23 protein-coding genes are annotated in these 26,607 nt (G+C 64.3%); 12 read left to right on the top strand and 11 right to left on the bottom strand.

The window, feature by feature from the left end; genetic code table 11:
* Positions 1–83: 83 nt before the first annotated feature.
* Entirely contained in the window at positions 84–1,889 is a 1,806-nt protein-coding gene (locus HAP47_RS21340; protein ID WP_176396293.1) for a M23 family metallopeptidase, read from the top strand.
* Between the two features lie 17 nt (positions 1,890–1,906).
* Here the strand turns inward: HAP47_RS21340 and HAP47_RS21335 are convergent, their stop codons facing one another.
* A complete protein-coding gene (locus HAP47_RS21335) occupies positions 1,907–3,589 on the bottom strand; it encodes a Na/Pi cotransporter family protein (protein ID WP_173642904.1) in 1,683 nt (560 codons plus the stop codon).
* A gap of 291 nt (positions 3,590–3,880) precedes the next feature.
* Between HAP47_RS21335 and HAP47_RS21330 the strand changes: the two genes are divergently transcribed.
* On the top strand, positions 3,881–4,126 hold the full coding sequence (locus tag HAP47_RS21330) for a PilZ domain-containing protein (RefSeq protein WP_021079298.1): 246 nt from the start codon (positions 3,881–3,883) through the stop codon (positions 4,124–4,126).
* A 137-nt stretch (positions 4,127–4,263) separates the two neighbouring features.
* Positions 4,264–5,088 carry a tetratricopeptide repeat protein gene (locus tag HAP47_RS21325; protein ID WP_231168331.1) on the top strand — a complete coding sequence of 275 codons (825 nt, stop codon included), beginning with the start codon at positions 4,264–4,266 and terminating at the stop codon, positions 5,086–5,088.
* A 27-nt stretch (positions 5,089–5,115) separates the two neighbouring features.
* Here the strand turns inward: HAP47_RS21325 and HAP47_RS21320 are convergent, their stop codons facing one another.
* The 5 genes from HAP47_RS21320 to metC form a co-directional block, all read right to left on the bottom strand.
* Positions 5,116–6,384 (bottom strand): AAA family ATPase, encoded by a 1,269-nt coding sequence (locus HAP47_RS21320; RefSeq protein WP_173642905.1) that lies wholly within the window; start codon positions 6,382–6,384, stop codon positions 5,116–5,118.
* Complete coding sequence (locus HAP47_RS21315; protein ID WP_371821640.1) at positions 6,381–7,124, bottom strand: CpaD family pilus assembly protein; 744 nt, start codon at positions 7,122–7,124, stop codon at positions 6,381–6,383. Before HAP47_RS21315 ends, HAP47_RS21320 begins: the two co-directional genes overlap by 4 nt.
* A 24-nt stretch (positions 7,125–7,148) precedes the next feature.
* Positions 7,149–8,615, bottom strand: coding sequence for a type II and III secretion system protein family protein (locus tag HAP47_RS21310; protein ID WP_173642907.1), 1,467 nt, complete (start codon positions 8,613–8,615; stop codon positions 7,149–7,151).
* 13 nt (positions 8,616–8,628) lie between these two features.
* Complete coding sequence (gene cpaB / locus HAP47_RS21305; RefSeq protein ID WP_173642908.1) at positions 8,629–9,432, bottom strand: Flp pilus assembly protein CpaB; 804 nt, start codon at positions 9,430–9,432, stop codon at positions 8,629–8,631.
* Between the two features lie 289 nt (positions 9,433–9,721).
* Complete coding sequence (metC, locus tag HAP47_RS21300) at positions 9,722–10,918, bottom strand: cystathionine beta-lyase (protein WP_173642909.1); 1,197 nt, start codon at positions 10,916–10,918, stop codon at positions 9,722–9,724.
* A gap of 329 nt (positions 10,919–11,247) precedes the next feature.
* On the opposite strand from metC, the gene HAP47_RS21295 reads away from it, so the two are divergent.
* From HAP47_RS21295 to HAP47_RS21280, 4 genes are read left to right on the top strand one after another with little or no spacing between them, the layout of a single operon-like run.
* Positions 11,248–12,264, top strand: coding sequence for an amino acid ABC transporter substrate-binding protein (locus HAP47_RS21295; RefSeq protein ID WP_173642910.1), 1,017 nt, complete (start codon positions 11,248–11,250; stop codon positions 12,262–12,264).
* A 24-nt stretch (positions 12,265–12,288) separates the two neighbouring features.
* The gene (locus tag HAP47_RS21290; RefSeq protein ID WP_173642911.1) at positions 12,289–13,494 is read left to right on the top strand and encodes an amino acid ABC transporter permease; all 1,206 of its coding nucleotides are present in this window, start codon (positions 12,289–12,291) and stop codon (positions 13,492–13,494) included.
* Positions 13,491–15,011 (top strand): amino acid ABC transporter permease, encoded by a 1,521-nt coding sequence (locus HAP47_RS21285; RefSeq protein ID WP_173642912.1) that lies wholly within the window; start codon positions 13,491–13,493, stop codon positions 15,009–15,011. The genes HAP47_RS21290 and HAP47_RS21285 overlap by 4 nt, the downstream gene beginning before the upstream one ends.
* 11 nt (positions 15,012–15,022) lie before the next feature.
* Positions 15,023–15,763, top strand: coding sequence for an amino acid ABC transporter ATP-binding protein (locus HAP47_RS21280; protein WP_173642913.1), 741 nt, complete (start codon positions 15,023–15,025; stop codon positions 15,761–15,763).
* A gap of 115 nt (positions 15,764–15,878) precedes the next feature.
* On the opposite strand, the gene HAP47_RS21275 is transcribed toward HAP47_RS21280, so the two are convergent.
* From HAP47_RS21275 to HAP47_RS21260, 4 genes are all read right to left on the bottom strand, one after another.
* Positions 15,879–16,913: a cysteine synthase A gene (locus HAP47_RS21275; protein ID WP_173642914.1), complete on the bottom strand. Its 1,035-nt coding sequence runs from the start codon at positions 16,911–16,913 to the stop codon at positions 15,879–15,881.
* A 232-nt stretch (positions 16,914–17,145) separates the two neighbouring features.
* Positions 17,146–18,291, bottom strand: a complete 1,146-nt coding sequence (locus tag HAP47_RS21270) for an SAM-dependent methyltransferase (protein ID WP_231168329.1) — start codon at positions 18,289–18,291, stop codon at positions 17,146–17,148.
* A gap of 82 nt (positions 18,292–18,373) precedes the next feature.
* Complete coding sequence (locus tag HAP47_RS21265) at positions 18,374–19,177, bottom strand: DUF1365 domain-containing protein (protein ID WP_173642916.1); 804 nt, start codon at positions 19,175–19,177, stop codon at positions 18,374–18,376.
* Positions 19,174–20,496, bottom strand: coding sequence for an NAD(P)/FAD-dependent oxidoreductase (locus HAP47_RS21260; protein WP_371821639.1), 1,323 nt, complete (start codon positions 20,494–20,496; stop codon positions 19,174–19,176). Before HAP47_RS21260 ends, HAP47_RS21265 begins: the two co-directional genes overlap by 4 nt.
* Positions 20,497–20,651: 155 nt before the next feature.
* On the opposite strand from HAP47_RS21260, the gene HAP47_RS21255 reads away from it, so the two are divergent.
* Genes HAP47_RS21255 through HAP47_RS21245 form a run of 3 tightly spaced genes read left to right on the top strand, consistent with a single transcriptional unit; the run spans position 20,652 to position 22,833 of the window.
* A complete protein-coding gene (locus tag HAP47_RS21255; protein WP_371821638.1) occupies positions 20,652–21,347 on the top strand; it encodes a sigma-70 family RNA polymerase sigma factor in 696 nt (231 codons plus the stop codon).
* Positions 21,344–21,994, top strand: a complete 651-nt coding sequence (locus tag HAP47_RS21250; protein ID WP_176396294.1) for a ChrR family anti-sigma-E factor — start codon at positions 21,344–21,346, stop codon at positions 21,992–21,994. Before HAP47_RS21255 ends, HAP47_RS21250 begins: the two co-directional genes overlap by 4 nt.
* A gap of 23 nt (positions 21,995–22,017) precedes the next feature.
* The gene (locus tag HAP47_RS21245) at positions 22,018–22,833 is read left to right on the top strand and encodes a DUF1295 domain-containing protein (RefSeq protein WP_173642919.1); all 816 of its coding nucleotides are present in this window, start codon (positions 22,018–22,020) and stop codon (positions 22,831–22,833) included.
* Here HAP47_RS21245 and HAP47_RS21240 read toward each other — a convergent pair.
* Positions 22,822–23,223 (bottom strand): DUF2177 family protein, encoded by a 402-nt coding sequence (locus HAP47_RS21240; protein ID WP_173642920.1) that lies wholly within the window; start codon positions 23,221–23,223, stop codon positions 22,822–22,824. The two genes, HAP47_RS21245 and HAP47_RS21240, sit on opposite strands and share 12 nt — an antisense overlap.
* Positions 23,224–23,660: 437 nt before the next feature.
* On the opposite strand from HAP47_RS21240, the gene HAP47_RS21235 reads away from it, so the two are divergent.
* Entirely contained in the window at positions 23,661–25,130 is a 1,470-nt protein-coding gene (locus HAP47_RS21235) for an efflux transporter outer membrane subunit (RefSeq protein ID WP_371821820.1), read from the top strand.
* Positions 25,120–26,565, top strand: a complete 1,446-nt coding sequence (locus HAP47_RS21230; protein WP_173642922.1) for an efflux RND transporter periplasmic adaptor subunit — start codon at positions 25,120–25,122, stop codon at positions 26,563–26,565. The genes HAP47_RS21235 and HAP47_RS21230 overlap by 11 nt, the downstream gene beginning before the upstream one ends.
* Positions 26,566–26,607 lie beyond the last annotated feature (42 nt).

The following is a 26,607-nucleotide window of genomic DNA, read 5'->3' as shown; positions in this document are numbered from 1 at the left end:
TCGCCCCAAGGCGTATGGCATCTACGCTTCGTTGTGGGCGTGGCTGCATCCCGAGACCATGCGCCAAGGGATGAGGGGCGTTGATGACCGGCCGTGGCGAACCGACCAGAGCGCGTGGTTATCCATCGAGCGTCCGTGATCTCCCGATGCTCGACGAGCCGCCGCTGACCGGTGAGCGCGGCCTGCCGGACCGGCGTGCAGTCAGTATGCGCTGGATGGCCGGGACGATTCTGATCGGGACCGCGGCCGTCGCGCTCCTTGGTGGCGCGCTGCGCGGTGCATCCGGCTATCGCACGCGATTCGCAGCATCGCCGGTCGTTTCACTTCCACGCTTCACGGGGCAAGTGGTTGATGAGGCGCGGCGCGGCGATCGTCTGGATCGGAGACCAGGCTCGCAAGGCAGTCCCTCGGCGCTCAAGATCGAGCAGCTGAGCGATGCCGGCTCGGTCCGTCGATTTACCCGCGTGTCAGCGCGGCTCGCGGAGATCGATCCCGAACCACAACAGGACCATCGTCGCGAAGCACCGGCAGACGGCAAGGACGAGCAGCGAGCGAACCCGCAATTGCTGTCGGAGTTACCAGCCATCATACGGGCGGGTCCATCACGCCGCGGGCTGCCGGGCCGCATCAGCTCCTATGCCGACGGTGAAGATGTCCCGCAGCCGCATTCTCCGATCGGGGAGGCTGTCAACGTAACCAACCTTCCGAAGTCGCCTTCCTCGTCGCGTCACCATCGACATGTCGTTATCGCGAGGAGCGGTGACACGCTGTCCGCCATTCTGCGGGCGTTGGCCGCGGCTGCCGAGGACGCACCGTCGATCCTTGCCGCTTTCCCGTCGCGTGGCAGTCAAGAGACGCTGTCTGCTGGCGAGAAGATCACGATCATCGAACAAGACGGAGACGCTGGGTCGCCGCGCGGCCATCTCGCGAAAGTGTCGATCGAACGGCCAGGCTCAGGAGTGTCCGCCGTCGGTCGCACCGATAGCGGACAGTACCAGGCGATCGTGCCGGAACAGCCGGATGTCGTCGTGTCGAACGGGAGATTGTTGCGTCAGTCGATCGACACCCACTCCGTCCCCGGCGAGACGCTACGTGACGGGCTTAACGCGCTTGCACGCTCCAATCACGTCGACGAGGGGATCGTTGCCGAACTCTTGCGGCTTTGCGGCCGCGATTTCGATCTCGACGAGCCTCTTGGCGACGCCGACGTCGCCAACATCATCTATGCTCCCAACGAAATTGGCCAACCGGAGCTGGTCTTCATCGATTTGACGGCCGGCGGGCAGGCGCGCCGCTACTATCGGTTCACGGCCCCGGATGACGGCAGCTCCGACTTCTACGATGAAGATGGTCAGTCCATCACCAAATTCCTGTTGCGCAAGCCGGTGGTAAGCGGCCGCCTCGGCGACGGCTTTGGCTGGCGCATCCATCCGATCCTCGGCGACCGCCGCTTTCATGAGGGCGTCGATTTTGCAGCGCCCTATGGTTCGCCGATTGCGGCCGCGGGCGCCGGCGTCGTCGAGACCGAAAGCTACGAGCACGGCTACGGGAAATATATCCGCGTGCGTCACGATCGCGGCTATGAGACCACCTATGCCCACGTCGCGAGCTTCCCGGCAGGGCTGAAGATCGGAGACCGCGTTCGTCAGGGCGAGACGATTGCCTATGTCGGATCGACCGGGCTCTCGACCGGACCGCATCTCTATTACGAGGTGCGGATCAACGGCCATAACGTCGATCCGCTGCGGATAAAGTTGTCAGACGGCCGGCTGCTGCAAGGCGATCTGCTTGGGGCTTTCGATCGCCAGCGGGACAGCATCGACCAGCTAGCGGCTGCCTCCGCGTTTCCGCAGCTGACGCCTGGCTCCGAACACCGGCCGCCTACGTAGTCTTGGAAGTAGTTTGATCACGGCCGCCCGGGCGCCGGCAACTCGGCCGCCTCGACCGCATTCTCGCGATCGGCGGCAGTCTCGCCGGCGGCGTCGAGGACGGGATAGGCGACCGAGCAGATGTGCGAATGGATGCGGCGAAGGTCGCGCAGCACGTCGAGATGCAGCGAGGTGGTCTCGATGGTCTCGGGCCGGCCTTCGCGCAGGCGCACGAGATGGCGCTCGACGGCGGCGAGTTCCGCGGCGCGCAGCGCCGCCTTCTCGGTGAGCAGCTTGCGCGCCTCGGCGGCGTCGCCCGACATGAACACGCCGAACGCGAGCCGCAGCGAGTCGATCGTGCGCTTGTGGAACGCCGACAATTCCTCGGCGCCTTCGGCCGAGAATTGCAGGCGGTGCTTGATCTTCTTGGTCGCGAGCTCGCTCAGATTCTTGTCGATGATGTCGCCGATATGCTCGAGATTGATCGCGAACGCGACGATCTCCATGGCGCGCTGACCCTCGCGCTCATCGAGGCTGCCGCGGGTAAGTTTTGTGACGTAAAGCTTGATCGCCTCGTTCAGCCGATCGACGGTGTTGTCCATCTTCGACACCTGGTCGACCAGCGCGCGATCGTTGGTCAGCATCGCCGCCATGACCTTGCGCAACATCGCCTCGGTATGGTCGCCCATATGCAGCACCTCGCGCGCGGCATCGGCCAGCGCGAGCGAAGGCGTCTCCAGCGCGCTCTCGTCGAGATAGCGCGGCCGTGACGGATCGGTTTCCTGCGCCCCCCTGGGCAACAGGCGCTCGAGCAGACGCGCCATCTGGTCGAGCACGCCGATGAACAGCAGCGCTGTCGCAACGTTGAAGGCAATGTGGAACAGAGCGGTCGCCTTGGCGAGATCGGGCTGCCAGGCGTAAACATGCTCGGTGATCGGGCGCAGGAACGGCGCCACCAGCAAGATGCCGACGATACGGTTGACGAGGTTGCCGACCGGCAGCCGGTAGCTCGCCGGATTGTCGCGTCGCGCCCCCTCCATCAACGGATTGACGGCGCTGCCGAGATTGGCGCCGAGCACGAGCGCGAACGCGGCATAGGGCGAGATGAACTGGGAATAGGCCAGCGACATCACCAGCAGCACGCTGGCGACGCTGGAATGGACCAGCCAGGTCACGACCGCGCCGATCAGGATGCAGAGCACGGGATCGCCGGTGATCGCGTTCAGAAACACGCGGACGCCCGGGGCATTCTCGGCCGGCGCCATCGTATCGAGCAGGATATGCAGCGCGAGCAGCATCAGCCCGAGGCCGATCGAGACGCGGCCGAGATCCTTGATCCGGGAGCGCGGCCCGCTGCGGAATGCGACCAGGCCGACGATGAACAGCACCGGCGCCACGGCTGCGACGTTGAACGACAGCACCTGCACGATCAGCGTGGTGCCGATATTGGCGCCGAGCATGATCGCAAGCGCCGGCACCAGGCTGACGATCTCCTCGGCGGCGAAGGAACTGGTGATCAGGGCGGTCGCGGTCGAGCTCTGAAGCAGGGCGGTCAGACCGAGGCCGGCGCCAAGGGCGGTGAAGCGGTTGTTCAGTGCCCGGGCCAGCAACAGCCGCAAATCGGGCCCGAAGGCCCGCAGAATCCCGCTGTGGACCATGTGCAGGCCCCACAGCAGGAGCGCGACGCCCCCCATCAGATCAAGCAGAACAAGACTTCCCATACTTCCTGGATATCCCGGCAAATTCGAGTCGAAGGGGTCACGCTATCGCCAAATGACCTGGGATCAACCCCTTTTTGTTCCCGTTGGAACCGGCTTGTCGGAAGGGCCCTGTAACGCGCGCGGCCGCCAAATGAGGCACTGAGGTCACTGGAGCCGGTAAACGAATCTCGAAGATGACCGCTCAATTGCGATTGGTTCCGCTAGGCAGTTTCCAATCTTTCCCCGTTATGACGGTGGGAACGAGAAGCTGTCCAGCCGAGAAGCTATCCAGAAAAGGGCTTGGGGATCAGGATGTTTGTCAATCGCCGCAAGAGCGAACGCCGTGAGTGCCGGAGCGTCGCCAAAATTCAATTGGGCACAGGGTCGTTGCCACGCGACTGCATGATCACCGATATCTCGGCCGGCGGCGTCAAGGTGATCGCTGAATATCTGGAGATTCCGCCGGAATTCACCATCATCCTGTCGAGCGGCAGTCCGCGTCAGTGCCGCCTGGCCTGGCGGATCGGGCACGAATTCGGCGCCCAGTTTGTCGACTGATCCAGCCGCCAGGCTGGGTTCGCGCCGCGTCCGGCACCGCTTCTGGGCCGGATGACGGCGAGATGATGGCATCCTTAACCGGAACTTAGGGTTAAGCTGTGAGCATCCCGGAACCTTCGCTGTTCCGAGTCTCCTTGATGTCTGACAAACTGCCCCGACCTTCTGGCCGCATGCACCGTGTCGCCGGCTCGGCATCTGCCGCGCTCCTGCTGATCGGGCTGTCCGCCTGTCAGACCTCCGGTCCGTCCGACATCACCGGGTCATTGGGCGATACGGCGGAATCCACGCCGGCCCCAGCCGACCCGCGGCGCGACATCGCGACTTATCACGAGCGCGTCCGCGCCAACCCCAAGGACACCGACTCCGCGCTGAAATACGCCCGGGCGCTGCGCGCCACCGGCCAGCGGGCGCAGGCGGTCGCGGTCATGGAGCAGGCGGTGCTGGCGCAGCCCAGCAACAAGGCGCTGCTCGCAGGCTACGGACGGGCGCTCGCCGACAACGGCAATTTCCAGCAGGCATTCGACGTGCTCGGGCGCGCCCACACCCCGGAAGATCCGGACTGGCGCATCCTGTCGGCGCAGGGCGCCGTGCTCGATCAGCTCGAGCGCCATGACGAGGCCCGCCAATATTACGCGAGCGCCCTGAAGATCGTGCCCGACGATCCATCGGTGCTCTCCAATCTCGGCCTGTCTTATCTGCTGTCGAAGGACCTGCCGAAGGCCGAGGAAACGCTGCGCCGAGCCCGGGATCGCGCGCCCGACGACATGCGGGTGCGCACCAATCTCGCCGTCGTGGTCGGCCTGCAGGGCCGCCAGGCCGAGGCTGAGACCATCATGAAGGCCGATCTGCCGCCCGATCAGGGATCAGCCAATGTCACCGCGCTGAAGCGGCTGTTGACGCGCAGGGATGCGAGCCGCAGCGATACGGACAAGATCCCGGTCGCGGCCAGCCGCCGCGACTAGAGCGTTCTCACGCGAAAGTCTGGCAGGCTAGCCGGCGGCGCGACGTCCATCGCTTCGACGCGACTGCAGCTTTCTGAGGATCGGCGACAGGAACGACTCGCGCGTCTCGGCGAGATCGGGGCGGCCGGTCAGGCGTTGCGCGATCCGCAGGAAGGTCTTGGTGGTGCGGTGACGCGCGGAGACTTCCGCGATCATCTGACCGTTGTTGGCGGCCTCACCGAACAACCTGCAATCGAACGGGATGGTCGCGATCGGCTGGCTCTCGATCGTCTTGGCGAAGTCCTTGACCTCGATCTCGGGGCGCTTCGACATGCCGATCTGGTTCAGGCAGTAGAGCGGCGGGCGGTCGTTCGGACGTGCGGTCCGCAACAGGTTCATCATGTTCTTGGTGTTGCGCATGTTGGCGAGGTCCGGCTCGGCGACGATCAGGATATCGTCGGCGCCGACCAGCACGCGTTTGGTCCAGGCGGTCCATTGATGGGGAACGTCGAGCACGATGCAGGACGTGGTCATGCGCATCGTATCGAAGATGGCGTCGAATGCTTCGGCGCCGAAATCGTAGACCTGGTCGAGCGTGGCCGGTGCCGCCAGCAGGCTCAGGTGATCGCCGCATTTTGCCAGCAGGCGCTCCATGAAGGCACTGTCCGGGCGCTCGGGTGAGAACACGGCGTTGGCGATGCCCTGCGTCGGATCCTGGTTGTAGTCGAGGCCGGCGGTGCCGAAGGCGAGGTCGAGATCGACCACGACCGAATCCAGCCCGAGGTCGCGCGCGATGGTCCAGGCGACATTGTGAGCGATGGTCGAGGCGCCGACGCCGCCCTTGGCGCCCGCGACCGCGACCAGGCGGCCCACAGAGACTGCTTCCGAGGACGAGAACAGGCCGCAGATCGAGCGCACGATGTCGAGGACTTTGACCGGCCCGATGATGTAGTCGTTGACGCCGCGCCGGACCAATTCGCGATACGGTGCAGTCTCGCCGGGCGAGCCGAGCACGACGACGCGGGTGCCGGGATCGCAGACCGTGGCGAGTTCGTCGAGACCTGCGAGCAAATCAATGTCCGGCTCGGTCTCCAGCATGATGACGTTGGGCGTCGGCGCTTTGTGATAGGCGTCGATGGCGGCGGCGATGCCGCCCATATGGACCGAGAGGTGAGCCTTCGCGAGCCGGCGGTCGTCGGCGGCGGCGCGCGCCGTTGTGGCGGTCGCGACGCTGGCGCAGAAGGCCTGCACGGAAATCCGTGGCGCCGGCGCGATGTGGTCGTTGGCGTGCTGTGGCTCGTCTTGTTGTTCGGTCATTTCCCGGCGTCGCTCAGCTTGGCTCTATCGGCTTCGGGGTAGGTGGTCGCGGTGGACTCACCCTTGCCGTATTTCTGGAACGCGACCGACCGGCGCGGCGTGTAGGATGCGGTTTCGGTCCGCGGCTGCACGAGGTCGGACGGATTGGCGACCATCGCAGCCAAATTGTGCTGCGTGGCGCAGCCGAAATTGTCCCACTGCTTGTTCTCGTTGTAGCTGGGATTGTAGATCGAGGGACCCAGGTCGCTCGGCCACAAGCCGCAGGGTCCGGCGACCGCGGCCATCTTCGAATAGCTGAGGCGAATGGTCGGCAGCGCGCGCGGATCGTCGACTCGATAGGAACGCCTGACGATGGCGTGGGCGGGTACGCCCATCGACGCCAGCACGCCGCGGATCTCCTGATACACCGCCTGCGCCGAGCGCGCGTTCGAGGTGTCGGCTGGGACGTCGACCGCGATCGCGCCGGTGCCGTCGCGGCGCCAGGTGCGAGCCAGTCCCATGACATCGTCGCGCTGCGTTTCGGTGAGATTGCCGCGGGCGCGGCCCACGAACACGACGATCGACTGCTCGCCCTCGGTGACGGCGATCGGATGCCGTTGCCGGTAGTCGTCGGGCACTGTGCCGGTCGCGATATTGTCGCCGGTCAAATTGCAGCCGCCGAGCGCGATCGCGGTAGCGACGAGGGCGCCGGACAGCGACAGCGTCCTCGCATGGCCGGCTCGTGTTTTGCGTGTCATCATGGCATCCCCCAACCCTTCAGCGCCTCAGTCGATGATGAAGCCGAAATTGACCGGCGTGGCGCCGATCGGCTCGGCACGGGCGGCAACGCCGTAGATGCGATTGACGCGCGCCAGCAGCGCCGACTGCGCGTCGGAGGCGGGGGCGAACCCGTCATCGGGACGCGACAATTCCTTCTGCGCAACCGCGCGCACCACATAGGGCGTCACGATGACCATGAGTTCGGTCTCGTTGTTGACGAAGTCCTGGCTCCTGAACAGCTGTCCGAGGACCGGGATCTGATCGACACCAGGCATTCCGTTGATGGCCTGCTTGGTCTGCTCCTGGATCAATCCGGCCATCGCGATCGAGCCGCCGGAGGGCACTTCCAGCGTGGTGTCGGCGCGGCGGGTCTTGATTGAGGGAATGGTCGTGCCGCCCTGGCCGCCGGTCAACGCGTTGTCCATCGAGACTTCGGAAACCTCGGTCATCACCTTCAGGCTGATGCGCCCCTCGGACAGCACCACCGGGGTGAAGTTGAGCGAGATGCCGAACTTCTTGAAGCTGACGGTCTGGACGCAATTCCCGATCGTGCCTGTCGACGAGGTCTGACAGGTGACGCCGGTCGGAATGGGAAACTCGCCGCCTGACACGAAGGTCGCGGACTCGCCGGAGATCGCCGTGAGGTTGGGCTCGGCCAGCGTCTTCACCACGCCCGCGCTCTCCATCGCGCGCAGCGTCGCGGTGACGGTCGGCACGCCGAGCTTGTTCAGGGCCGCGCCGGTCAGCATGTTGTTGGCGAGCGGTCCGTTGTTGGCGGTGAAGGCGTTGGTGTTGTTGAAGACGACCGCCGCGGTGCCGTAGTTCATGTTGGCACTGAGATCGACGCCGAGCTGCTTGACGACGTCGCGCCGCACTTCGGCGACGGTGACCTTCAGCATCACCTGATCGCGGCCGCGCACCACGATGGAGTTGACGACCTTGTCGGCGCCGCCGACCAGCTTGGCGGCGATGTCGCCGGCCTGCTGGGCCTCGACCGGGCTTGCCACGGTGCCGGTCAGCACCACGCTCTCGCCGACGCCCTCGATCTGGACGCCCGGCAGCATCTGCTTCAGCGCGGCACGCATGCCGTTGAGATCGCGCTTGATCGCGATGTCGTAGGAGGCGACCTGGTTGCCGTCGGCGTCGAAGAACACCACGTTGGTCTGGCCGACCGCCGCTCCGATGATATAGGCGCGCTGGGCCGAGCGGATCACGGCGTTGGCGATCTTGGGATCGGCGACCAGGACGTCCTTGGCTTCGCGGGGCAGGTCGACCACCACCGACTTGCCGACGCCGAGCGAGACGAAGCGCGACTTGGCGGCGATGCTGCTCGTCACCGCGACGTCCGCATTTTTGTCGGGATCGGTCGCGCTGGCGAGGGCAGGGATCAGCATTAGGGCGGCGACCGCCGAGACTGACAGCGAGCGGACCAGCGTGGTCCGCCTCGCCAGTTGTTTTGCAGCAATTGTCATATCGAAGCCCCCATCACTTCTGTGTCGTCTGAGAGCTCGGGATGCCGAAACGCACCACCCGAATGCTCTCGCCCCGCTTCGGGGCCTGATCTCTGGTCTCGTCGGTCTTCTCGTTGACGTCGGCGATGCTGCGCAGCGCCAGCGCCAGCGTGCCGCTCTGTCGTGCCCGCGCGAGCGTCTCGGCCTGTTCGGGCTTGAGTTCGAGGGTCACGGTCTTGCCGATGAGGGAGTTGTTGCCGTCCTTCTCTTTCGGCGCCTGGTCGATCGCCAGCACGCGGACGTTGGACAGCAGCATTTCGGTAGTGATGACGTCGCGGTTGCCCTGTTGCTGCTCGGGATTCTTGTCGCGTCGCGACAGGATCACGTCGACGCGGTCGTTGGGCAGGATGAAGCCGCCGGCGCCGGTCTCCGGCGAGATCTCCGTGGAGATCGCGCGCATGCCGGAGGGCAGGATCGCGGCCATGAAGCCGCTGCCATTGGCCTTGACCAGTTTCTGCTCGCGGATCGGCTCGCCGACGATGAAGGGAGCGCGTGCGATCGAGCCGATGACGTCGTTCATGGCGTCGGCATTGGTGTCGTGGCGGATGAACGCGCTGCTCGCGGTCTCGGCCGGCCAGCGCTGCCATTGCACGTCTTCGGGCTTGACCGACTGACCGAGCCCGATGTCGGACTTCGCCACCAGCACCTCGACGGTCGGCAGTTGTGCCACTGGCGGCGCGACCGGCGCCGGTTTGCGCTCGCCAATGCTCGCGAGATACATGGCTGCGAGGCCTGCGACGCCGGCAATGCCGAGGACCACGATGCGTGCCGTCTTCATGCGATTGTCTGAATGCCCTTAACGCAGGGCAGTCACGTCCTTGCGGCACTGACAGCCCTTCCCGGGAGCATCAGTACGGCCGCAAAAGTATAAGGGAACTTGATGGAAGGTCCGGACAATTAAGGGATTGGTGGGGATGGTGAACGGCGAGTTATCGGAGCCGTCGCATCTCGGCAGAATCCCGGAGATCGTCCGCGCGCAACGCGTGCGACGTTAGTCGCAACGCGGCGGCGGCGTCTTGGCCGGTCGGTCGTGGTTAATGTCGCCTAACGCAGCCGGCGTGGAAGGATCAGAGCGCGGCCTTCAACGCGGCAAATCCGCGATCGAGATCGGCCTTGAGGTCGTCGAGATTCTCGAGCCCGATATGCAGCCGCAGCGTCGGGCCGCCCGGCGACCATTTGGTCGCGCTGCGATAGTCGCTGCAGTCGAACGGGATGGCGAGGCTTTCGAAGCCGCCCCAGGAAAAGCCCATGCCGAACAGCGTGAGCGCGTTGAGCATCGCATCGACCGCGGTCTGCGGTACAGGCTTCAGCACGATGCTGAACAGGCCGGAGGCGCCGGTGAAGTCGCGCTTCCAGATCGCATGCCCGGGATCGGTCTCGAGGCCAGGGTGCAGCACACGAGCGACCTCGGGCCGCGCACCAAGCCAGCGCGCGATCTCGAGCCCGGAGCGGTGGTGCTGCGCCAGCCGCACCGACAGCGTTCGGACCCCGCGCAGCGCGAGATAGACGTCGTCCGGACCGGCGCAGACGCCGAGCAGGCGGATCGCCTCCTGCACCAGCGGCCAGGCCTTTGCATTGGCCGAGATGGTGCCGAACATGATGTCGGAGTGGCCGCCGATATACTTCGTGCCGGCCTGCATGCTGATGTCGACGCCCTGTTCGAGCGAGCGGTGATAGAGCGCCGTCGCCCAGGTGTTGTCGTCGATCATGAGCGCGCCGCGGGCATGCGCCACGGCCGAGATCGCGCGGACGTCGGGCATCTCGAAGGATTGCGAACCGGGCGCCTCGACCAGCACCGCGCGGGTATTCGGCTTGAACAGCGTCTCGATGCCGGCGCCAATCAGCGGATCGAAATAGCTGGTCTCGATGCCGTACCGCTTCAGCATGTTGTCGCAGAAATTGCGGGTCGGCCGATAGGCGTTGTCGCACACCAGCAGGTGATCGCCGGCCTTCAGCACGGCGAGCAGCGTGGTGCTGATCGCGGCGAGGCCCGACGGAGCGAGGCCGACGCCGGCGCACTGCGGGCCCTCCAGCGCCATCAGCACGTCCTGCAGCGCCCGCGTGGTCGGGCTGCCGTGGCGGCCGTAGGTAAATTCGGCGCGATGGGCGTGGAGGTCCTCGGCGGTCGGATAGAGCACGGTCGAACCGTGAAACACCGGCGGATTGACGAAGCCCTTCTGGGCTTTGGTGTCGCGGCCGGCCGTGACCAGGCGGGTCGCGGCGTCGTGCGGGCGGGAGGGCGTGGAGCCGTCGGAGGAGGTCATGGTTTGCTGCCGTTAGATTTTAGACTTTTTGCCGCAGCCGTACCGCGTCGGGAAGACAGGGCCACGCCGGGAGGTGTTACTAACAAGAGGTAGAAGACGTGCGTCAACCCCTTGACCCGGCTCGTCAGTCGCTATGTGATGCGCCGCAACTACCAGTCGCCGCACGTTGAGGGGCCTGCCGCGACCTACGATCCGTTGCCTGGCCGGTTTGCGCGTCAAACTGACTGTCAGATCAGCATCTTTTGCTGCAAGGGATCATTGGGATGGCCCGTGAACGCGAGGCGATCGCAAAGCAAAACGTCCAACGGACGACCCTGAAAGGCCTACCCATGAAACGCGTATCCCTGGCTGTCCTCCTTGCCGCTGCCGCTGCCTTGTCGGTCCAGTCCGCCTCGGCGCAAACCCTCAAGACGGTCAAGGACCGGGGCCAGCTGTCCTGCGGCGTCAGCCAGGGTCTGCCTGGCTTTTCATCACCGGACGACAAGGGGAACTGGACCGGGATCGACGTCGACGTGTGCCGGGCCATTGCCGCCGTGGTGCTCGACGACCCGACCAAGGTCAAGTTCGTGCCGCTGTCGGCCAAGGATCGCTTCACCGCGCTGCAATCCGGCGAGATCGACGTGCTGTCGCGCAACACCACCTGGACGGTGTCGCGCGATACCTCGCTCGGCGCCAATTTCACCGGCGTGACCTATTATGACGGGCAGGGCTTCATGGTGAAGAAGTCGCTCAAGGTCAATTCGGCGCTCGAACTGAACAGCGCGTCGGTCTGCGTGCAGACCGGCACCACGACGGAGCAGAACCTCGCCGACTTCTTCAAGGGCAACAACATGAAGTACGAGGTGATCGCGTTCGGCAGCATCGACGAAGCCGTCAAGGCCTATGAATCCGGACGCTGCGACGTCTTCACCGACGACGCCTCCGGACTCTATGCCAGCCGTCTGAAGCTCGCGAACCCTGCCGATCACATCGTGCTCCCGGAAATCATTTCCAAGGAGCCGCTGGGGCCGATGGTACGCCACGGCGACGACCAGTGGTTCGACATCGTGAAGTGGACGCTGTTTGCGATGATCAATGCCGAGGAGCTCGGCATCACCCAGAAGAATGTCGACACGATGCTCAAATCGGACAAGCCGGAGATGAAGCGGGTGCTCGGCACCGACGGCAATCTGGGCGAACAGCTCGGCCTCACCAAGGACTGGGTGGTGCGCATCGTCAAGGCGGTCGGCAATTACGGCGAGACCTTCGAGCGCAATGTCGGCGCCGGCTCGCCGCTCGGCATCGCCCGTGGCGTCAACAATCTCTGGAACAAGGGCGGGATCCAGTACGCGCCGCCGATCCGTTGATCGGTCCGGCCAACGGCTGCCGCGATGAGCATCGCGTCCCGCAAACCACCGCTGCAATTTGCCCTCAGGCTGAAGCGAGCGCTTGGCGGCAAGACCGGCTGGAACGGATTGGCCGCCCAGATTGCCTTCGCCGCGATCCTGGCCTGGATCGCCTATGAGATCGTGGCGAATGCGCGAACGAACCTGGAGACCCAGCACATTGCGTCGGGCTTCGGCTTTCTCAATTACAATGCCGGCTTTGACGTCAATCAGAGCCTGATCGCCTACAATAACTCCGACACCTACTGGCGGGTGTTCTTCGTCGGCTTGTTGAACACGATCCTGGTCTCGGTGATCGGCATTGTCTTCGCCACCGTGATCGGCTTCGTCGTGGCGCTGTGCCGGTTGTCGCCGAACTGGCTGCTGTCGCGGATCGGCGGCATCTATGTCGAGATCGTCAGGAACCTGCCGGTCTTGTTCCAGATCCTGTTCTGGTACCTCGCTGTGCTCGCGGCGCTGCCGGCCCCGCGGCAGAGCGTCTCGATCTTCGGTACGTTCTTCCTCAACAATCGCGGCCTGATCGTGCCGCTGCCGGTCAGCGAGCCCGGGCTCTATCCGTTCCTGGCCGCGCTCGCGGTCGGCATCGTCGTGGCGCTGGGCTTGCGGCACCACGCCCGGCGCGCACTGTTCCAGCGCGGGCAGATGATCCGGATCTGGCCCTATGTGCTGGGTTGCCTGATCGGCCTGCCGCTGGTCTCGATGCTGATCTTCGGCGGGCCGTTGAAGTTCGAGCTGCCGCAGCTGAAAGGCTTCAACTTCGCCGGCGGCGCGCGGGTCATTCCCGAATTCGTTGCGCTGACGGTCGCGTTGTCGACCTACACGGCGGCCTTCATCGCCGAGATCGTCCGCGCCGGCGTCATGTCGGTCCACAAGGGACAGATGGAGGCGGGCTCTTCACTTGGCCTCAGCCGCACCGCGACGCTGCGGCTGATCGTGGTGCCGCAGGCGATGCGGGTCATCGTGCCGCCGCTGACCAGCCAGTACCTCAATCTCACCAAGAATTCGTCGTTGGCAGTGGCGATCGGCTACCCGGATCTGGTCTCGGTGTTCGCCGGCACTGCGGTAAGCCAGACCGGGCAGGCGATCGAGATCATCGCCATGACGATGGGCGTCTACCTGCTGCTCTCGCTGACGACGAGCGCGCTGATGAGCATCTATGGCTGGCGCATCAACCGGAGCATGGCGGCATGACCGATATGTCCGCCTCGTCCTTTGTCCGGCAGGACCTGGTCGCCGAGCGTGCGGCGCCGGCCAAGACCACCGGCTTCATCGGCTTCCTGCGAACGCGGCTGCTGAATTCGCCGGGCAACATCCTGCTCACGATCCTCGGGCTATTGCTCGCCTGGTACATTGTTGTCCCGACGGTCAAGTTCCTGCTGGTCGACGCGGTCTGGGCCGGCAAGGATCGCACCGCTTGCCTTGCCGAAAAGGCGGGGCACGAGGTCGGCGCCTGCTGGCCCTATATTGAGGCCAAGCTGACGCAACTGATTTATGGCTTCTATCCGGAAGCCCAGCGCTGGCGGGTCAATCTGACCTATGCGCTCGGCGCCGCGCTGTTGTTGCCGCTGCTGATGCCGCGCCTGCCGGCCAAGGGCATCAACTCCGGCCTGTTCTTCTTCGCGTTTCCGGTGGTGGCGTTCTTCCTGCTGCATGGCGGCGGCGTCGCGGGCTTCGGCGTGAGCTGGACCGCCGGCGTGTTGCAGCTGTTTGAGCAGAGCGTTGGCGGCGCCGGCGATCTTTTGGTCAATCTCAGCAAGAGTTCGGCGATCGCCCCGCTGCCATGGGTACTGGGCAAGCTGCTCGTCCTGGTCGGCCTTCTGATCCATTGGCTGATCTTTCCGCTGACCTGGCTGCGCGACCAGTTGCAGCTCTCGTCGCTGCCGGTCTGGGGCGATTTCCTGGTCACCGCCGTGATCGTCTCTGCCGTGCTGTTTGTGGTCGGAGGCGGCATGCGAACCGGCCGCAGAGCGCTGATCGGCAGCCTGCTGACGTTTGCCGGGATAGCCGTTGGCATCAAGCTGATGGGGCTCGATCGCGGCGGCTTTCCCATTGTCGACACGCGACTGTGGGGCGGCCTCCTGGTGACGCTGGTGATCGCGATCACCGGCATCGTTGCCTCGATGCCGATCGGGATTGCACTCGCGCTCGGCCGCCGCTCCAGCATCCCGCTGATCCGGATCTTCTCGATCGCCTTCATCGAATTCTGGCGCGGCGTGCCGTTGATCACCGTGCTGTTCTTCGCGACCTACATGCTGCCGCTGTTCGTCCCGGGCAATTTCGCCGTCGACGGGCTGTTGCGTGCCCTGATCGGCGTGGCGATCTTTACCGGCGCCTATATGGCCGAGGTGATCAGAGGCGGCTTAGCTGCGGTGGCGCGCGGGCAGGCCGAAGCCGCATCGGCGCTCGGCCTGTCCTGGTGGAAGACGACGTCGCTGATCGTGCTGCCGCAGGCGCTGCGCTACGTCATTCCCGGCATCGTCAACAGCTTCATCTCGCTGTTCAAGGACACCTCGCTGGTGTCGATCGTGGCGCTGTTCGATCTATTGGGTTCCCTGCGGGCATCGTTCTCCGACCCGAACTGGTCGACGCCGACTACGGCCTTTACCGGCTTCGCCTTTGCGGGAATGATCTATTTCGTGTTCTGCTTCGGAATGTCGCGCTACTCGCTGTTCGTCGAACATCGGCTCAACGCTCACCGCCGCCACTGAACAAGGTCACCATGTCCACAACCCCGATCGTCAACATTTCCGCGCTCAACAAATGGTACGGCGACTTCCACGTGTTGCGCGACATCAACCTTGAGGTCGGCAAGGGCGAGCGCATCGTGATCTGCGGCCCGTCCGGCTCGGGCAAGTCGACCCTGATCCGCTGCATCAACGCGCTGGAGGAATTCCAGGAAGGCGAGATCGTGGTCGACGGCATCGAACTCGGCCCGAACCTGCGCCGGGTCGACGAGGTGCGGCGCGAGGTCGGCATGGTGTTTCAGAGTTTCAACCTGTTCCCGCATCTCACCGTGCTCGACAATTGCACGCTGGCGCCGATCTGGGTGCGCAACATCCCGAAGAAGGAAGCCGAGGCGGCCGCGATGAAGTTCCTCGAGCGGGTCAAGATCCCGCATCAGGCCAACAAGTTTCCCGGCCAGATGTCGGGCGGTCAGCAGCAGCGCGTCGCGATCGCCCGCGCGCTGACCATGAACCCGAAGGTGATGCTGTTCGACGAGCCGACCTCGGCGCTCGACCCGGAAATGGTCAAGGAGGTGCTCGACACCATGGTAGATCTCGCCAGAGAGGGCATGACAATGCTGGTCGTAACCCACGAGATGGGCTTTGCCCGCGAAGTCGCCAACCGCGTCGTCTTCATGGACGCCGGTCAGATCATCGAGTCGAACACGCCGCAGGAATTCTTCGCCAACCCGCAGCATGCGCGGTCGAAGCTGTTCCTGAGCCAGATCTTGCGGTGATCTCCACTGTCATTGCGAGCGGAGCGAAGCGAAGCAATCCAATCATCCGCGTCGGAAGCATGGATCGCTTCGTCGCAATAGCTCCTCGCAATGACGTTTGCGCGGACGTCGTTCGTCAGACGAACGGCAGCTCGATCTTGCTCCGCTTTTCCAGCCATTCCGGGACCGGCAGGTTCTTCGAACGCATGAAGGCCGGGTTGAACAGCTTGGACTGATAGCGGTTGCCGGAGTCGCACAGAATGGTGACGATGGTCTTGCCGGGGCCGAGCTGCTTGGCGAGCTGGATCGCGCCCGCGATGTTGACGCCGGTCGACCCGCCGAGGCACAGGCCCTCGTGCTCCAGCAGCTCGTAGATGATGGTCACGGCTTCCTCGTCGGAAACCAGGAACGCATCGTCGACGTTCGCTGTCTCGATCACCGGTGTCTTGCGTCCGAGGCCGATGCCTTCGGTGATCGAGTCGCCCGGCGTCGACTTGACTTGGCCGTTCTTGAACAGCTCGTACATCGCGAAGCCGTGCGGATCGGCACAGGCGGTGACGACGTCCTTATTTTTTTCCTTCAAATAGCGGCTGATGCCGGCCAGCGTGCCGCCGGTGCCGACCGAGCAGATGAAGCCATCGACTTTACCGTTGGTCTGCTGCCAGATTTCCGGTCCGGTCGAGTCGTAATGCGCCTTGGGATTGTCGAGGTTGTTCCACTGGTCGGCGAACAGCACGCCGTTCGGCTCGGTCTTGCGCAGCTGCTCGGCGAGACGCCTGCCGAGATGCTGATAGTTGTTCGGATTGGAGTAGGGCAGCGCCGGCGCCTCGACGAGCTCGGCCCCGCATAGGCGCAGCATGTCCTTCTTTTCCTGGCTCTGCGTCTCCGGAATCACGATGAGGGTGCGGTAGCCCCGCGCGCTCGCCACGACCGCAAGGCCGATGCCGGTATTGCCCGCGGTCGATTCGACCACGAGCCCGCCGGGCTTCAGATCGCCGCGCTTTTCGGCCTCCAGGATCATCCCCTTGCCGGCGCGATCCTTCACCGATTGGCCGGGATTCATGAATTCGGCCTTGCCGAGAATGGTGCAGCCGGTCAGCTCGGATGCGCGTTTCAGCTTGATGAGGGGGGTGTTGCCGATCGCTTCAATGACGTCTTTGTTGAATGCCATGTCGGGGTAATCTTTTGCCGGTCCGTGTTTTGCTCTGGCCGGAAACTAGTGTGCAGATGGCAAAAGGGGAAGGCTTTTGCAGTGCGGCGAATTTGGCGTGGCGGTCTGCGTTAACCAGTAGGCCGTGCGGGGGATGACACAGCTGGAAAGATCGTTTTGAAAATCCGCAGTGATCTGGCCAAATCTTGCTGCTAATCGGCGCGCCGCGTCAGATCCGCACGACACGGTTAGTTCAAGATGGTCGCTCGATCTTGTACAGCCCCACATTGAGTGCGCCGATTTCAAAGCCGAGCCTGCAATAGGCCAGATAATACTCCCACATCCGCTTGAAGCGGCCATCGAAGCCGAGGGCTTCGATCGATGGCCAGGCGTCGAGGAACCGATCGCGCCAATCGGCCAGGGTGCGCGCATAGCTGGCAGCGAAGAACTCGGTCGAAACCAGCCGAAGTCCGGAATTGGCGACGAGTTGTTCGATGATCTCGACGGTCGGCAACATTCCACCCGGAAAAACGTATCGCTGGATGAATTCCGGCCGCCTGCGATAGCTCTCGAAGCGACGTTCGTCGATCGTGATCACCTGCAGCAACGCGATGCCGCCGATATCGAGCCGTTGCCGCAGATTGTCGAAAAACAGCGGCCAGTACGCCTCGCCGACCGCCTCCAGCATCTCGATCGAGACGACACGATCATACGTGCCGTTAGTATCGCGATAGTCCTCCAACCGCAGATTTGCCCTGTCGGCGAGACCCCGCTCGGCGAGTTGCTCACAAGCGTAGCCAAGCTGTTCAGTCGACAGTGTCAGGCCGGTGACGTGACGGGCGCCCCGTTCGACAAGATGCCGTGCCAGCGCGCCCCAGCCGCAACCGATCTCAAGAATCCTCTCGCCGCCGTTGATGTCGAGCAGTTCGGTGACCCGATCGAGCTTGCTCTGTTGGGCCTGCGCGAGCGTCTGGTGTGGCGAGGTGTAGATCGCCGATGAATAGGTCATGCTCGGGTCGAGCCAGAGGCGGTAGAAATCATTGCCGAGATCGTAATGGGCGCGAATGTTGCGCCGGCTGCCGCGCCTGGTATTGCGATTGAGCAGGGCATGACGAAGCCAGTTGAGAGGCTGCGGCGGCCTCAGACGCTCGAACGAGGGGGCGCGCGCCGAACGCGGCGCAGCCGCGCTCAGGAACGAGTAGACGTCGGGCGTCGACCATTCACCGGCAAGGAAGCCTTCGGCAAAACCCAGATCACCGCCGATAAGCAGCCGCAGCAGGCATTTCCAATCATGAATCCTGACATGTGCCTGCTGCTCGCACCGCATGCCGGAGATCGCAATGCCGCGCCCGCTTGGCGTCTGGAGCAGGATTTCGCCGCAATCGATACGGCGGAACATTCGCCGCAGCAAACTCCCGACAGTCGCACGCAGCACTGGCGGCCATTCGACGGGTTGCGGGCCGGGGACGGTCTGCGGGTGGTCAGAGTGCATGCGAGTCAATCCGCTGCTGGGGTGAAGGGGGCACGGACGTGATCCTGTGCGGGGAGCCTTGCGGGCGCCGGCGCAACCGCAAGCCCTTCAACCAGAGCCGCAACGCTTCCCAATGAATCGCCAGGATCACCTTGATCGTAACCAGGGGAATGGCGATGAAGTTGTGCAACAGCGCTTGATCGCTGAGCCCGTGGCGTGACGCCGTGAGGCACGCGCCGAGCACTGTTTCTCCGCCTGCGCTTGCGCTGATACCGAGTGCAAAATGCTCGTCCGGTCGGTTCAGCCGGAAGTGATAAGACATGTCCATGTCCATGAAGGGAGACACGTAGAAGGCCTTGCCGCAGTCATGCCGGATGGTGTCGGCGCCGGCCGCGACCGACGCCACATAGGCGTGGCGTTCGCCGAACGTGTTGTGGACCTGATAGATGATCGCAGCGAGCTGGCCGCCATGTCGGTGGCAGAAATAGATGCTGAGCGGATTGAAGCTGTAGCCGAGGGTTCGAGGCATGCAGAAGAGCCGGATCGGCCCTCCGGCGATGTCGATCCCTGCATGCATCAGGCAACGTTCGGCCTGCAGGCGGAGTGACGTCGCACTACCGTCGCCGTGATCGGCATCGTGAAGTGCAAAAAGGTTGAATCTGTTGCGGGAGAACAGCCGCAAACGGGAAGCGAGCAGGGGCAGCTCGTCGAGATCGAGCAGCAACCAGAACGCACGATAGCGGAAGCGATGGGTGGTGGGCCGCAACCGCCGATGCATGACGCTGCCGCGATAGAGGCAGGAGCGGAGCGTCATGGTTGCAGCTCCGGTTCGGGCAACGACCTCGCGCTTGCAGCGAGCGCGATGCGTCCGGATTCGTCGGGCACGGTCCACGGCCGCCGCACGCCGCCGAGCTGTTCGGCGACCGCAAGCCCCGATTGCAGTCCATCTTCGTGGAAGCCGGCACCAAAATGCGCGCCGCAGAACCATGTGTCCTTCTGACCCTGCAGCGACCAGAGCCGGCGCTGTGCGGCGATTGCTGCGGCGTCGAAGATCGGGTGCTCGTAGACCTCCGTGTGATGCAGCGTGTCGCTGTGTGGCGGATGCGCCGGATTGAGCGTGACGAAGAGCGGCAAATGCTGGGGAATACTCTGGAGCCGGTTCATCCAATAGGTGACGCCGACCGGCGCGGCGATGTTGTCGCGCGATCCGACATAATTCCAGCTCGACCAGGCCGGTCTGCGTCGGGGCATGAATCTGGGATCGGAGTGGAGTACGGCCAGGTTGCGGGTATAGCGGAACGCGCCGAGCAGTTCGGCCTCATCGGGCGTCGGGTCATCGATCGTCGACAATGCCTGATTTGCGTGTGTTGCCAGCACGACGTGATCGTACGGCTGCGTTTCGCCATGAACATCCATGACCATGACGCGGCCGGGCGATCGGCGTATCCCGACCACGCCGCAGTCGAGCCTAATCCGGTCCGCGAACGGCTGGACCAGCCGCTGCACATAGACTTGGCTGCCGCCGATCACGGTTTCCCATGGCGGCCGCCTCGTTAATTGGAGCAGCCCGTGATTGTGGTGGAAGCGAATGAATGTCGCCGCGGGAAAGGCGAGAATTTCTTCCGGAGGCGCCGACCAGATGGCGCTTGCCATCGGTAGCAGGTGGTCGTCGCGGAACGCTGAGCCATAACCACCTTGCACGAGATAGTCGCCGAGGCTGATCGTCTCGTCGCTCAGCCGTGCCGCGTCGCGTGTCGCGCGATCGTAGAATCGGACGAGGTCGCGCAGCATCGACCAGAAGCGCGGGCGCAGCAGGTTGCCGGGCTGCGCCAGCAGACCTGAGAGGCCGGTACCGGAATATTCGAGATTGCCGCGGTCGAGCGAGACCGACAGCGACATCTCCGATGCTTGTGTAGGGACGTCGAGATGCCGGAACAGCGCAGCGAGATTAGGGTAGGTGTTCCGGTTGAACACGATGAAGCCAGTATCCACGGCAACGCGTTCGCGACCGATGGACGCTATCACGGTGTTGGAATGCCCGCCGATCCGATCGGACTTCTCGTAGACGGTCACGTCGTGCCGCTGGCTGAGCAGCCAGGCAGCCGAGAGGCCGGAAATGCCGGTTCCGATCACGGCTATGTTCAATCTGCCGTCGCTGCTCAACTACAATCCCTCAGCGGCACAACGCGCCGGCCGGTTGCGCGGTCAGCGTCATGGAAGGAAACGACGGATTTTGCGGGTTGGATCACTCCAGTGATCCAACCGCGACTGCGTGGCGTTCCTGTTGCATGCAAGCCGCCGTTCGACATATCTCCGGGGTGATCGGTCTGGTCAGGCCCGGCGCGATCCGGTACTGGGGTCGCGGAGCTGTCAGTAATAGGGAGTGCCCGCGCGGCATGCTGAGTGAAACTCCCGACAATGAGACGTCGGATGCCGCCAGATGGGCCCGGCTGATCGAAGCCGTTGCTGTCCGCGGGGATCGCGAGGCCTTCGCGGTGTTGTTTCGGCATTTTGCGCCGCGCATCAAGACGTTCATGAAGCGCTCCGGTGCGAGCGAGCAGCTTGCCGACGAACTGGCGCAGGAGGCCTTGTTCGCAGTGTGGTCGAAGGCCAGCCTGTTCGATCCCAGCAGCGCTGGTGCGGCAGCCTGGATATTCACGATCGCGCGAAATCTCCGCATCGACGCGCTCCGTCGTCAGAAACGAACCCCAACGATCGATACGTCCCAGACGGAACTCGAGTTTCAGCTAGATGAGGGACCGCTGCCCGACGCCGGGGTGGCGGCATCTGAAATCGAAGCGCGGGTCCGCGATGCGCTGTCTGCGCTGCCGGACGAGCAGATGCGGGTGATCGAGCTATCTTTCTTCCACGAAACAGCCCATGCGGAGATCGCAAGGGCGCTCGACATCCCGCTCGGCACCGTCAAATCGCGCTTGCGGCTGGCGATGGCCCGGCTGCGCAGCTTGCTGGATGACTTCTCATGACCGTCCATCATCACCCCCCGGACGAGTTGTTGGCGATGTTCGCAGCCGGCACGGTCGACCTTGGTCAGCATATTGCAGTTGCCACCCATCTGGTCGGCTGTGCGAAGTGCCGTGCAGTGGTACGCGAGATGGAGCATGTTGGCGGCGCGATGCTGACTGGATTGCCGCCGACAGCGATGTCGGACGGAGCGCTCGAGGCGGTGGCCCGCAGGCTGGACGAGACCTCGCGGACCTCCATGCCGGAGCGGCGCCGGGGGCGGGCATTCCGCGACGTACCGGGTTTGCCGGACTTTTTGGACAGCTATCCCGATAGTTCGTGGAGATGGATCGCACCAAAGGTGCATTTGCGGCCGATCCGGCTGCCTGAGCCGAGCGCGACGCGCGTCTTTCTGCTGAAATCCAGCCCGGGAACGAGGATGATCGAACACACGCACACCGGCTTTGAAATGACCTGCGTGCTGTCAGGAAGCTTCGTCCACGCCGGCGGCCATTTCGGGCCCGGAGATTTCGACTTTGGCGACGGGGCGGTGGATCACGACGTCAGGATCAGCTCGGGGGAGGACTGCATCTGCCTGGTCGCAATGCAGGGAGATTTGAAGCTCAACGGGATGATCGGCCGTCTATTGCAACCGTTGATCCGCATGTGACGGTCGCTCGTGGGAGATGCTCCGTGAGCCTGCTCAAGCTGATATTTCAGCTCGCCATCATGGCCCTTGTGCTGTCTGCAGTGATGGCGGCCGCCTGGCAGATTCAACGACGGACCGGGGCCACCGGATGGATCGACGTATGCTGGACATTCGGCACCGGCTTGGTCGCTTGCGTGACCAGCCTTGTTCCGGCCTCAGAAAGTGGCGTACCGACCGCGCGGCAGATCATGGTCGCGCTGCTGGTCGCGATCTGGTCGGTGCGGCTAGGAAGTCATCTTCTGTCGCGGACCTGGAAAGCCGGCGACGATCCGCGTTATCGCGACCTGATCGATCAATGGGGCGACTCGGCCGACAGGCGGATGTTCCTGCAGGTCCAGGCTCAGGCGGCAGTTGGGCTCATCCTCACGATCTCCGTTGCAATCGCGGCGCATAACCCGCGAGCCGCACTTGGATTTGCGGACTTGTTCGGCGCGGGGCTGCTGCTGACTGGCTTGATCGGGGAGGCATTGTCCGACGCCCAGCTCAGCAGATTCCGCTCCGATCCCGCCAATCGACATCGGATTTGCGAGGCCGGATTGTGGAAGTGGTCGCGCCATCCGAACTATTTCTTCGAGTGGCTGTGTTGGCTGGCCTATCCGCTGATCGCGATCGACGCCTCGTATCCGGTCGGCTGGATCGCGTTGCTGGCGCCGGCCTGCATGTATTGGGTTCTGGTCTATGTGTCCGGCGTGCCACCGCTCGAACAGCACTTGCTGCGCTCGCGCGGCCAGCAATTTCGTGACGTGCAGGCGCGCACCCGGCCGTTCTTTCCATTTCCGAAGCTGACTTCAGGCAGCTAGCCTTGCCGTAATGAGGCAAGCAGCCGTGGCGGACATGGCGCCGAGCAGAGTTCCCCAGGTCAAATCGAGCAGAGTGAGCTGGAAGGTCCAGTTCCGCACAGTCGCCTGGTTGGTCAAATCGTACGTCATGTAACTGAAAAAGCCGAACAGCGCGCCGCTGAGCGCCGCCTGGGCCACGCTTTCGGACCTTATCGCCGGGAGCACCGCGAACACCACGAGCCCGATCGGGTAGATCAGATAGAAGGCTATTGCAGGAGGCAGGTTGACGTCCGTCGACAAGATGTCGCCGAGCGTCGGGCGGTACAATCGGCTCGCCATCGTCCCAAGCCAGGCCATGTCGCAGAGCAAAAAGACGATGAGTGTCGACAGGTAGGCGTAGAGGTAAGTCATGTCGGGGCCCGAAGGTTGAACGCCACTGCCGCAAGGCGCAGCTCTCAATGAGGTAACGACAGATCGCGGCGTCTGGATCATTCCGGCGCCCCTTTGGGGACGGCAAGCTGCGGATTCGGAGCAACAGGGCCGAGAAATCCCCATGAAATCTTTGTTAGAATCAGAACGCCCGGATACCTGCTTCCGGTGCGAGGAAACGCTGCAAAAATGGGGAAAACTCGTCTGTCCGGGTGGTGGCGAATCACAGTGGATGCGACGTCGCACATCCTGACAGGACTGTCCGCCCTATCTTCCCAAAGGTAGGATCGGACAGCCACGTTCCATTGGAAGCATTACCCCGTGCACGTCACCCAGACCAATGCTGACTGCCTCGTTCGTGCGCCACGGGCGAAGTCTGGCTTCGGCGGAGAATGGGTGTGACCCAGCCCGCGTTCGTGATGGTGCCTGGAGGCCGGTTCGGCCTCTCCGTCCGCATGCGACGGCTCGCGGGACGCTCGTTGGTCGCGCTCGGCTTGGTCGCGGGTTCAGCTGGCTGCATTTTAACGCAGGACATCCCCGATCCCGCGCTCGACGTGCCGCAGGGCTACAAGGCCGCCCGTCTGGGCCGGCCGGGCGACGCGCTACCAACGCTCGACTGGTGGCGGGGTTTCCGCTCCAAGGAGCTGACGCAGCTGATGGAGGAGGCGCAGACCGTCAACCTCGACATCGCCGCGGCCGTGGCGCGTTTCCGGCAGGCCGACGCGCTGGCGCGGCAGGCGGGCGCGGCACTGCTGCCGACCGTCAATCTCAACGGGTCTGAAACCTATTCACGCACCTCCGGCTCCAGCGCCAGCGGCCTTACCAATGGCGGACGCGAGGTGGTGAACTACGGCGCTTCGCTCAGCGCGAGCTACCAGCTCGACTTCTGGGGCCAGAATCGCGATGCCGCGCAGGCGGCGGAGGAGACCGCCGTCGCCAACCGGTTCGACCGCGAAGTGGTGGCGCTGACTACGCTGGCCAGCGTCGCCAACGCCTATTTCACGGTGCTTGCCACCCAGGACCGACTGCGCACCGCACAGCGCAATATCGCCAGCGCCGAGCGCATCCTCAATGCGATCCGGGATCGCTTCAAGGCCGGTACCGGCTCCGATCTCGATGTCGCGCAGCAGGAGAGCGTGCTGGCCAACCAGCGCGCGCTGGTGCCGCCGCTGCGGCAGACGCTCGACCAGAACATCAACGCGCTCGCGGTGCTGGTGTCGCGGCCGCCGGAGAGCGTACGCGTCGCCGGCGGCTCGCTCAATTCGGTCGCGATCCCGCGCGTCACGCCGGGCCTGCCCTCCGAATTGCTCACCCAGCGTCCTGATATCCGCAGGCAGGAGGCACAGCTCGCATCCGCCACCGCCAATGTCGGCAGTGCGCGGGCGCAGTTCTTCCCGAGCATCCAGCTGACCGGGACGGGTGGCTACCAAAGCCAGGCGCTGGTCTCGCTGTTCCAGCCGCATGCGGCCTTCTTCAATCTGGTCGGCGGCATGACCCAGCCGATCTTCGACGGCGGCCGGATCCTCGGCAATTTCGAGAACGCAAAGGCGCGGCAGGATGAACTGCTGCAGACCTATCGCAAGACGGTCGTGCAGTCGTTCACCGATGTCGACAACGCGCTGGTCGCGATCCGCGAGACCACGCGGCGGCTGCAGCTGCAGCGCGACGTGCTGTCGTCGTCGCGACGCGCCTTCGACCTGGCCGAGCAACAGCTCAGGGCCGGCACCGCCGACATCGTAACTGTGCTAAACACGCAGCTGACCCTATTCCAAGCGGAAGACGCTTATTCCCAGGCCCAGCTGGCCCGGCTGTTGGCGATCGTGAGCCTGTATCAGGCCTTGGGGGGCGGCTGGGAACCGAAGATGGAAAGACCGGTCGATGCTCTTTAAGCCCGACTCGACGGACGACGAGAAAAGCTCAGCCTCACGCAAGCGCAGCCTGGTCTCGCGCCTGCTTGGACGCATGGTGTCCCTGCTCATCACGCTCGTGATCCTCGGCGGGCTCGGCTACCTCGGTTGGCTCGCTTTCCAGCCCAAGCAAGGCGGAGGCGGCGGGCGCGGCGCGGGCGCGCGGCCCGATCTGCCGGTGCCGGTGCTCGCGGCCACGCCACGTGTGCAGGACGTGCCGGTCTATCTCGACGGCGTCGGCTCGGTGAAGGCGCTCAACACCGTGACGGTGCGCTCGCAGGTCGACGGCAAGCTGCTCAAGGTGAATTTCGTCGAGGGCCAGGACGTCAAGAAGGACGACGTGCTGGGCGAGATCGATCCTGCGATCTATCAGGCGCAATACGACCAGGCCGTCGCCAAGAAGGCGCAGGACGTCGCGCTGCTCACCAACCAGAAGCTCGACCTCGTCCGCTATGAGCAGCTCGCGGCCAGCAATGCCGGCTCCAAGCAGCAGGCCGACACGCAGCGTGCGCTGGTGGCGCAGCAGGAGGCCCTGATCAAGGCCGACCAGGCCGCGATCGACAATGCGGGGGCGACGCTGGCCTACACCAAGATCGTCGCCCCGATCTCCGGCCGCGCCGGCCTGCGCCAGGTCGACCAGGGCAACATCATCCACGCCTCCGACACCACCGGGCTCGTGATCCTGACCCAGCTGCAACCGATCGCGGTGTGGTTCAGCTTGCCGCAGCAGCAGATCATGCGGGTCAACGCCGCGGCGGCGAAGGGCGAGCTTGCGGTCGACGTGTTCGGCAATGACGGCGTCACCGTGGTCGATTCCGGCAAGCTCACCGGCATCGATAACCAGGTCGATCCGACCACCGGCACGCTGAAACTGAAAGCCGAACTCGCGAATGCCAGCTACCAGCTCTGGCCCGGACAGTTCGTCAATGTGCGCCTCAAGGTCGAGACCTTGCCGCAGGCGATCGTGGTGCCGACCTCGGCGGTGCAGCGCGGTCCCGCCGGCACGTTCAGTTACGTCATCGGCGAGGACAACACTGTCACCGCCAAGCCGGTCACGGTCACGCAGCAGCACGAGCGCGAAGCCGTTATCGCCAGCGGCCTGACCACGTCGGACCGCGTCGTGACGACGGGCTTTGCCAATCTCGCTGATGGCTCCAAGGTCGTGGTCGGCAAGGACGACGGGCCGCCGGCCGCCGATCTTGCCCCGCGCAAGCGCAGCCGCGCTCCTGACGGCAAGCGCGGGGCGCAAGGCGAGGGCCAGAGCAAGGATCAGGGCAAGGACGTTAAGCAGGACGGGCAGGGCGGCGAGCATCGCGGCCCGCGCGACCACAGCGAGGGCGATCAGAAAGGGCAGAGCGGACCGGCGCCGGCGGCGGGGGGCGAACAGTCGGGCGGCGCGCCGAAGGCGCAGCCATGACCGTAATCCTGACTTCGTAATGTCCGACCTAACAGCGAGCAC

Source organism: Bradyrhizobium sp. 41S5, from assembly GCF_011516665.3.
Taxonomy (GTDB): Bacteria; Pseudomonadota; Alphaproteobacteria; order Rhizobiales; family Xanthobacteraceae; genus Bradyrhizobium; species Bradyrhizobium quebecense.
The sequence above is the reverse complement of the archived record's forward strand: the minus strand, read 5'-3'. Positions and strand labels throughout refer to the sequence as shown.

Coding starts and splice junctions, on each gene's coding strand:
- HAP47_RS21255 (WP_371821638.1), top strand. CDS start 20,652: ATGCAAGCCGCCGTTCGACATATCTCCGGGGTGATCGGTCTGGTCAGG.
- HAP47_RS21335 (WP_173642904.1), bottom strand. CDS start 3,589: ATGGGAAGTCTTGTTCTGCTTGATCTGATGGGGGGCGTCGCGCTCCTG.
- HAP47_RS21315 (WP_371821640.1), bottom strand. CDS start 7,124: ATGATGACACGCAAAACACGAGCCGGCCATGCGAGGACGCTGTCGCTG.
- HAP47_RS21295 (WP_173642910.1), top strand. CDS start 11,248: ATGAAACGCGTATCCCTGGCTGTCCTCCTTGCCGCTGCCGCTGCCTTG.
- HAP47_RS21280 (WP_173642913.1), top strand. CDS start 15,023: ATGTCCACAACCCCGATCGTCAACATTTCCGCGCTCAACAAATGGTAC.
- HAP47_RS21330 (WP_021079298.1), top strand. CDS start 3,881: ATGTTTGTCAATCGCCGCAAGAGCGAACGCCGTGAGTGCCGGAGCGTC.
- metC (WP_173642909.1), bottom strand. CDS start 10,918: ATGACCTCCTCCGACGGCTCCACGCCCTCCCGCCCGCACGACGCCGCG.
- HAP47_RS21250 (WP_176396294.1), top strand. CDS start 21,344: ATGACCGTCCATCATCACCCCCCGGACGAGTTGTTGGCGATGTTCGCA.
- HAP47_RS21285 (WP_173642912.1), top strand. CDS start 13,491: ATGACCGATATGTCCGCCTCGTCCTTTGTCCGGCAGGACCTGGTCGCC.
- HAP47_RS21290 (WP_173642911.1), top strand. CDS start 12,289: ATGAGCATCGCGTCCCGCAAACCACCGCTGCAATTTGCCCTCAGGCTG.
- HAP47_RS21265 (WP_173642916.1), bottom strand. CDS start 19,177: ATGACGCTCCGCTCCTGCCTCTATCGCGGCAGCGTCATGCATCGGCGG.
- HAP47_RS21275 (WP_173642914.1), bottom strand. CDS start 16,913: ATGGCATTCAACAAAGACGTCATTGAAGCGATCGGCAACACCCCCCTC.
- HAP47_RS21270 (WP_231168329.1), bottom strand. CDS start 18,291: ATGTTCCGCCGTATCGATTGCGGCGAAATCCTGCTCCAGACGCCAAGC.
- cpaB (WP_173642908.1), bottom strand. CDS start 9,432: ATGAAGACGGCACGCATCGTGGTCCTCGGCATTGCCGGCGTCGCAGGC.
- HAP47_RS21325 (WP_231168331.1), top strand. CDS start 4,264: ATGTCTGACAAACTGCCCCGACCTTCTGGCCGCATGCACCGTGTCGCC.
- HAP47_RS21230 (WP_173642922.1), top strand. CDS start 25,120: ATGCTCTTTAAGCCCGACTCGACGGACGACGAGAAAAGCTCAGCCTCA.
- HAP47_RS21310 (WP_173642907.1), bottom strand. CDS start 8,615: ATGACAATTGCTGCAAAACAACTGGCGAGGCGGACCACGCTGGTCCGC.
- HAP47_RS21320 (WP_173642905.1), bottom strand. CDS start 6,384: ATGACCGAACAACAAGACGAGCCACAGCACGCCAACGACCACATCGCG.
- HAP47_RS21340 (WP_176396293.1), top strand. CDS start 84: ATGACCGGCCGTGGCGAACCGACCAGAGCGCGTGGTTATCCATCGAGC.
- HAP47_RS21240 (WP_173642920.1), bottom strand. CDS start 23,223: ATGACTTACCTCTACGCCTACCTGTCGACACTCATCGTCTTTTTGCTC.
- HAP47_RS21235 (WP_371821820.1), top strand. CDS start 23,661: ATGGTGCCTGGAGGCCGGTTCGGCCTCTCCGTCCGCATGCGACGGCTC.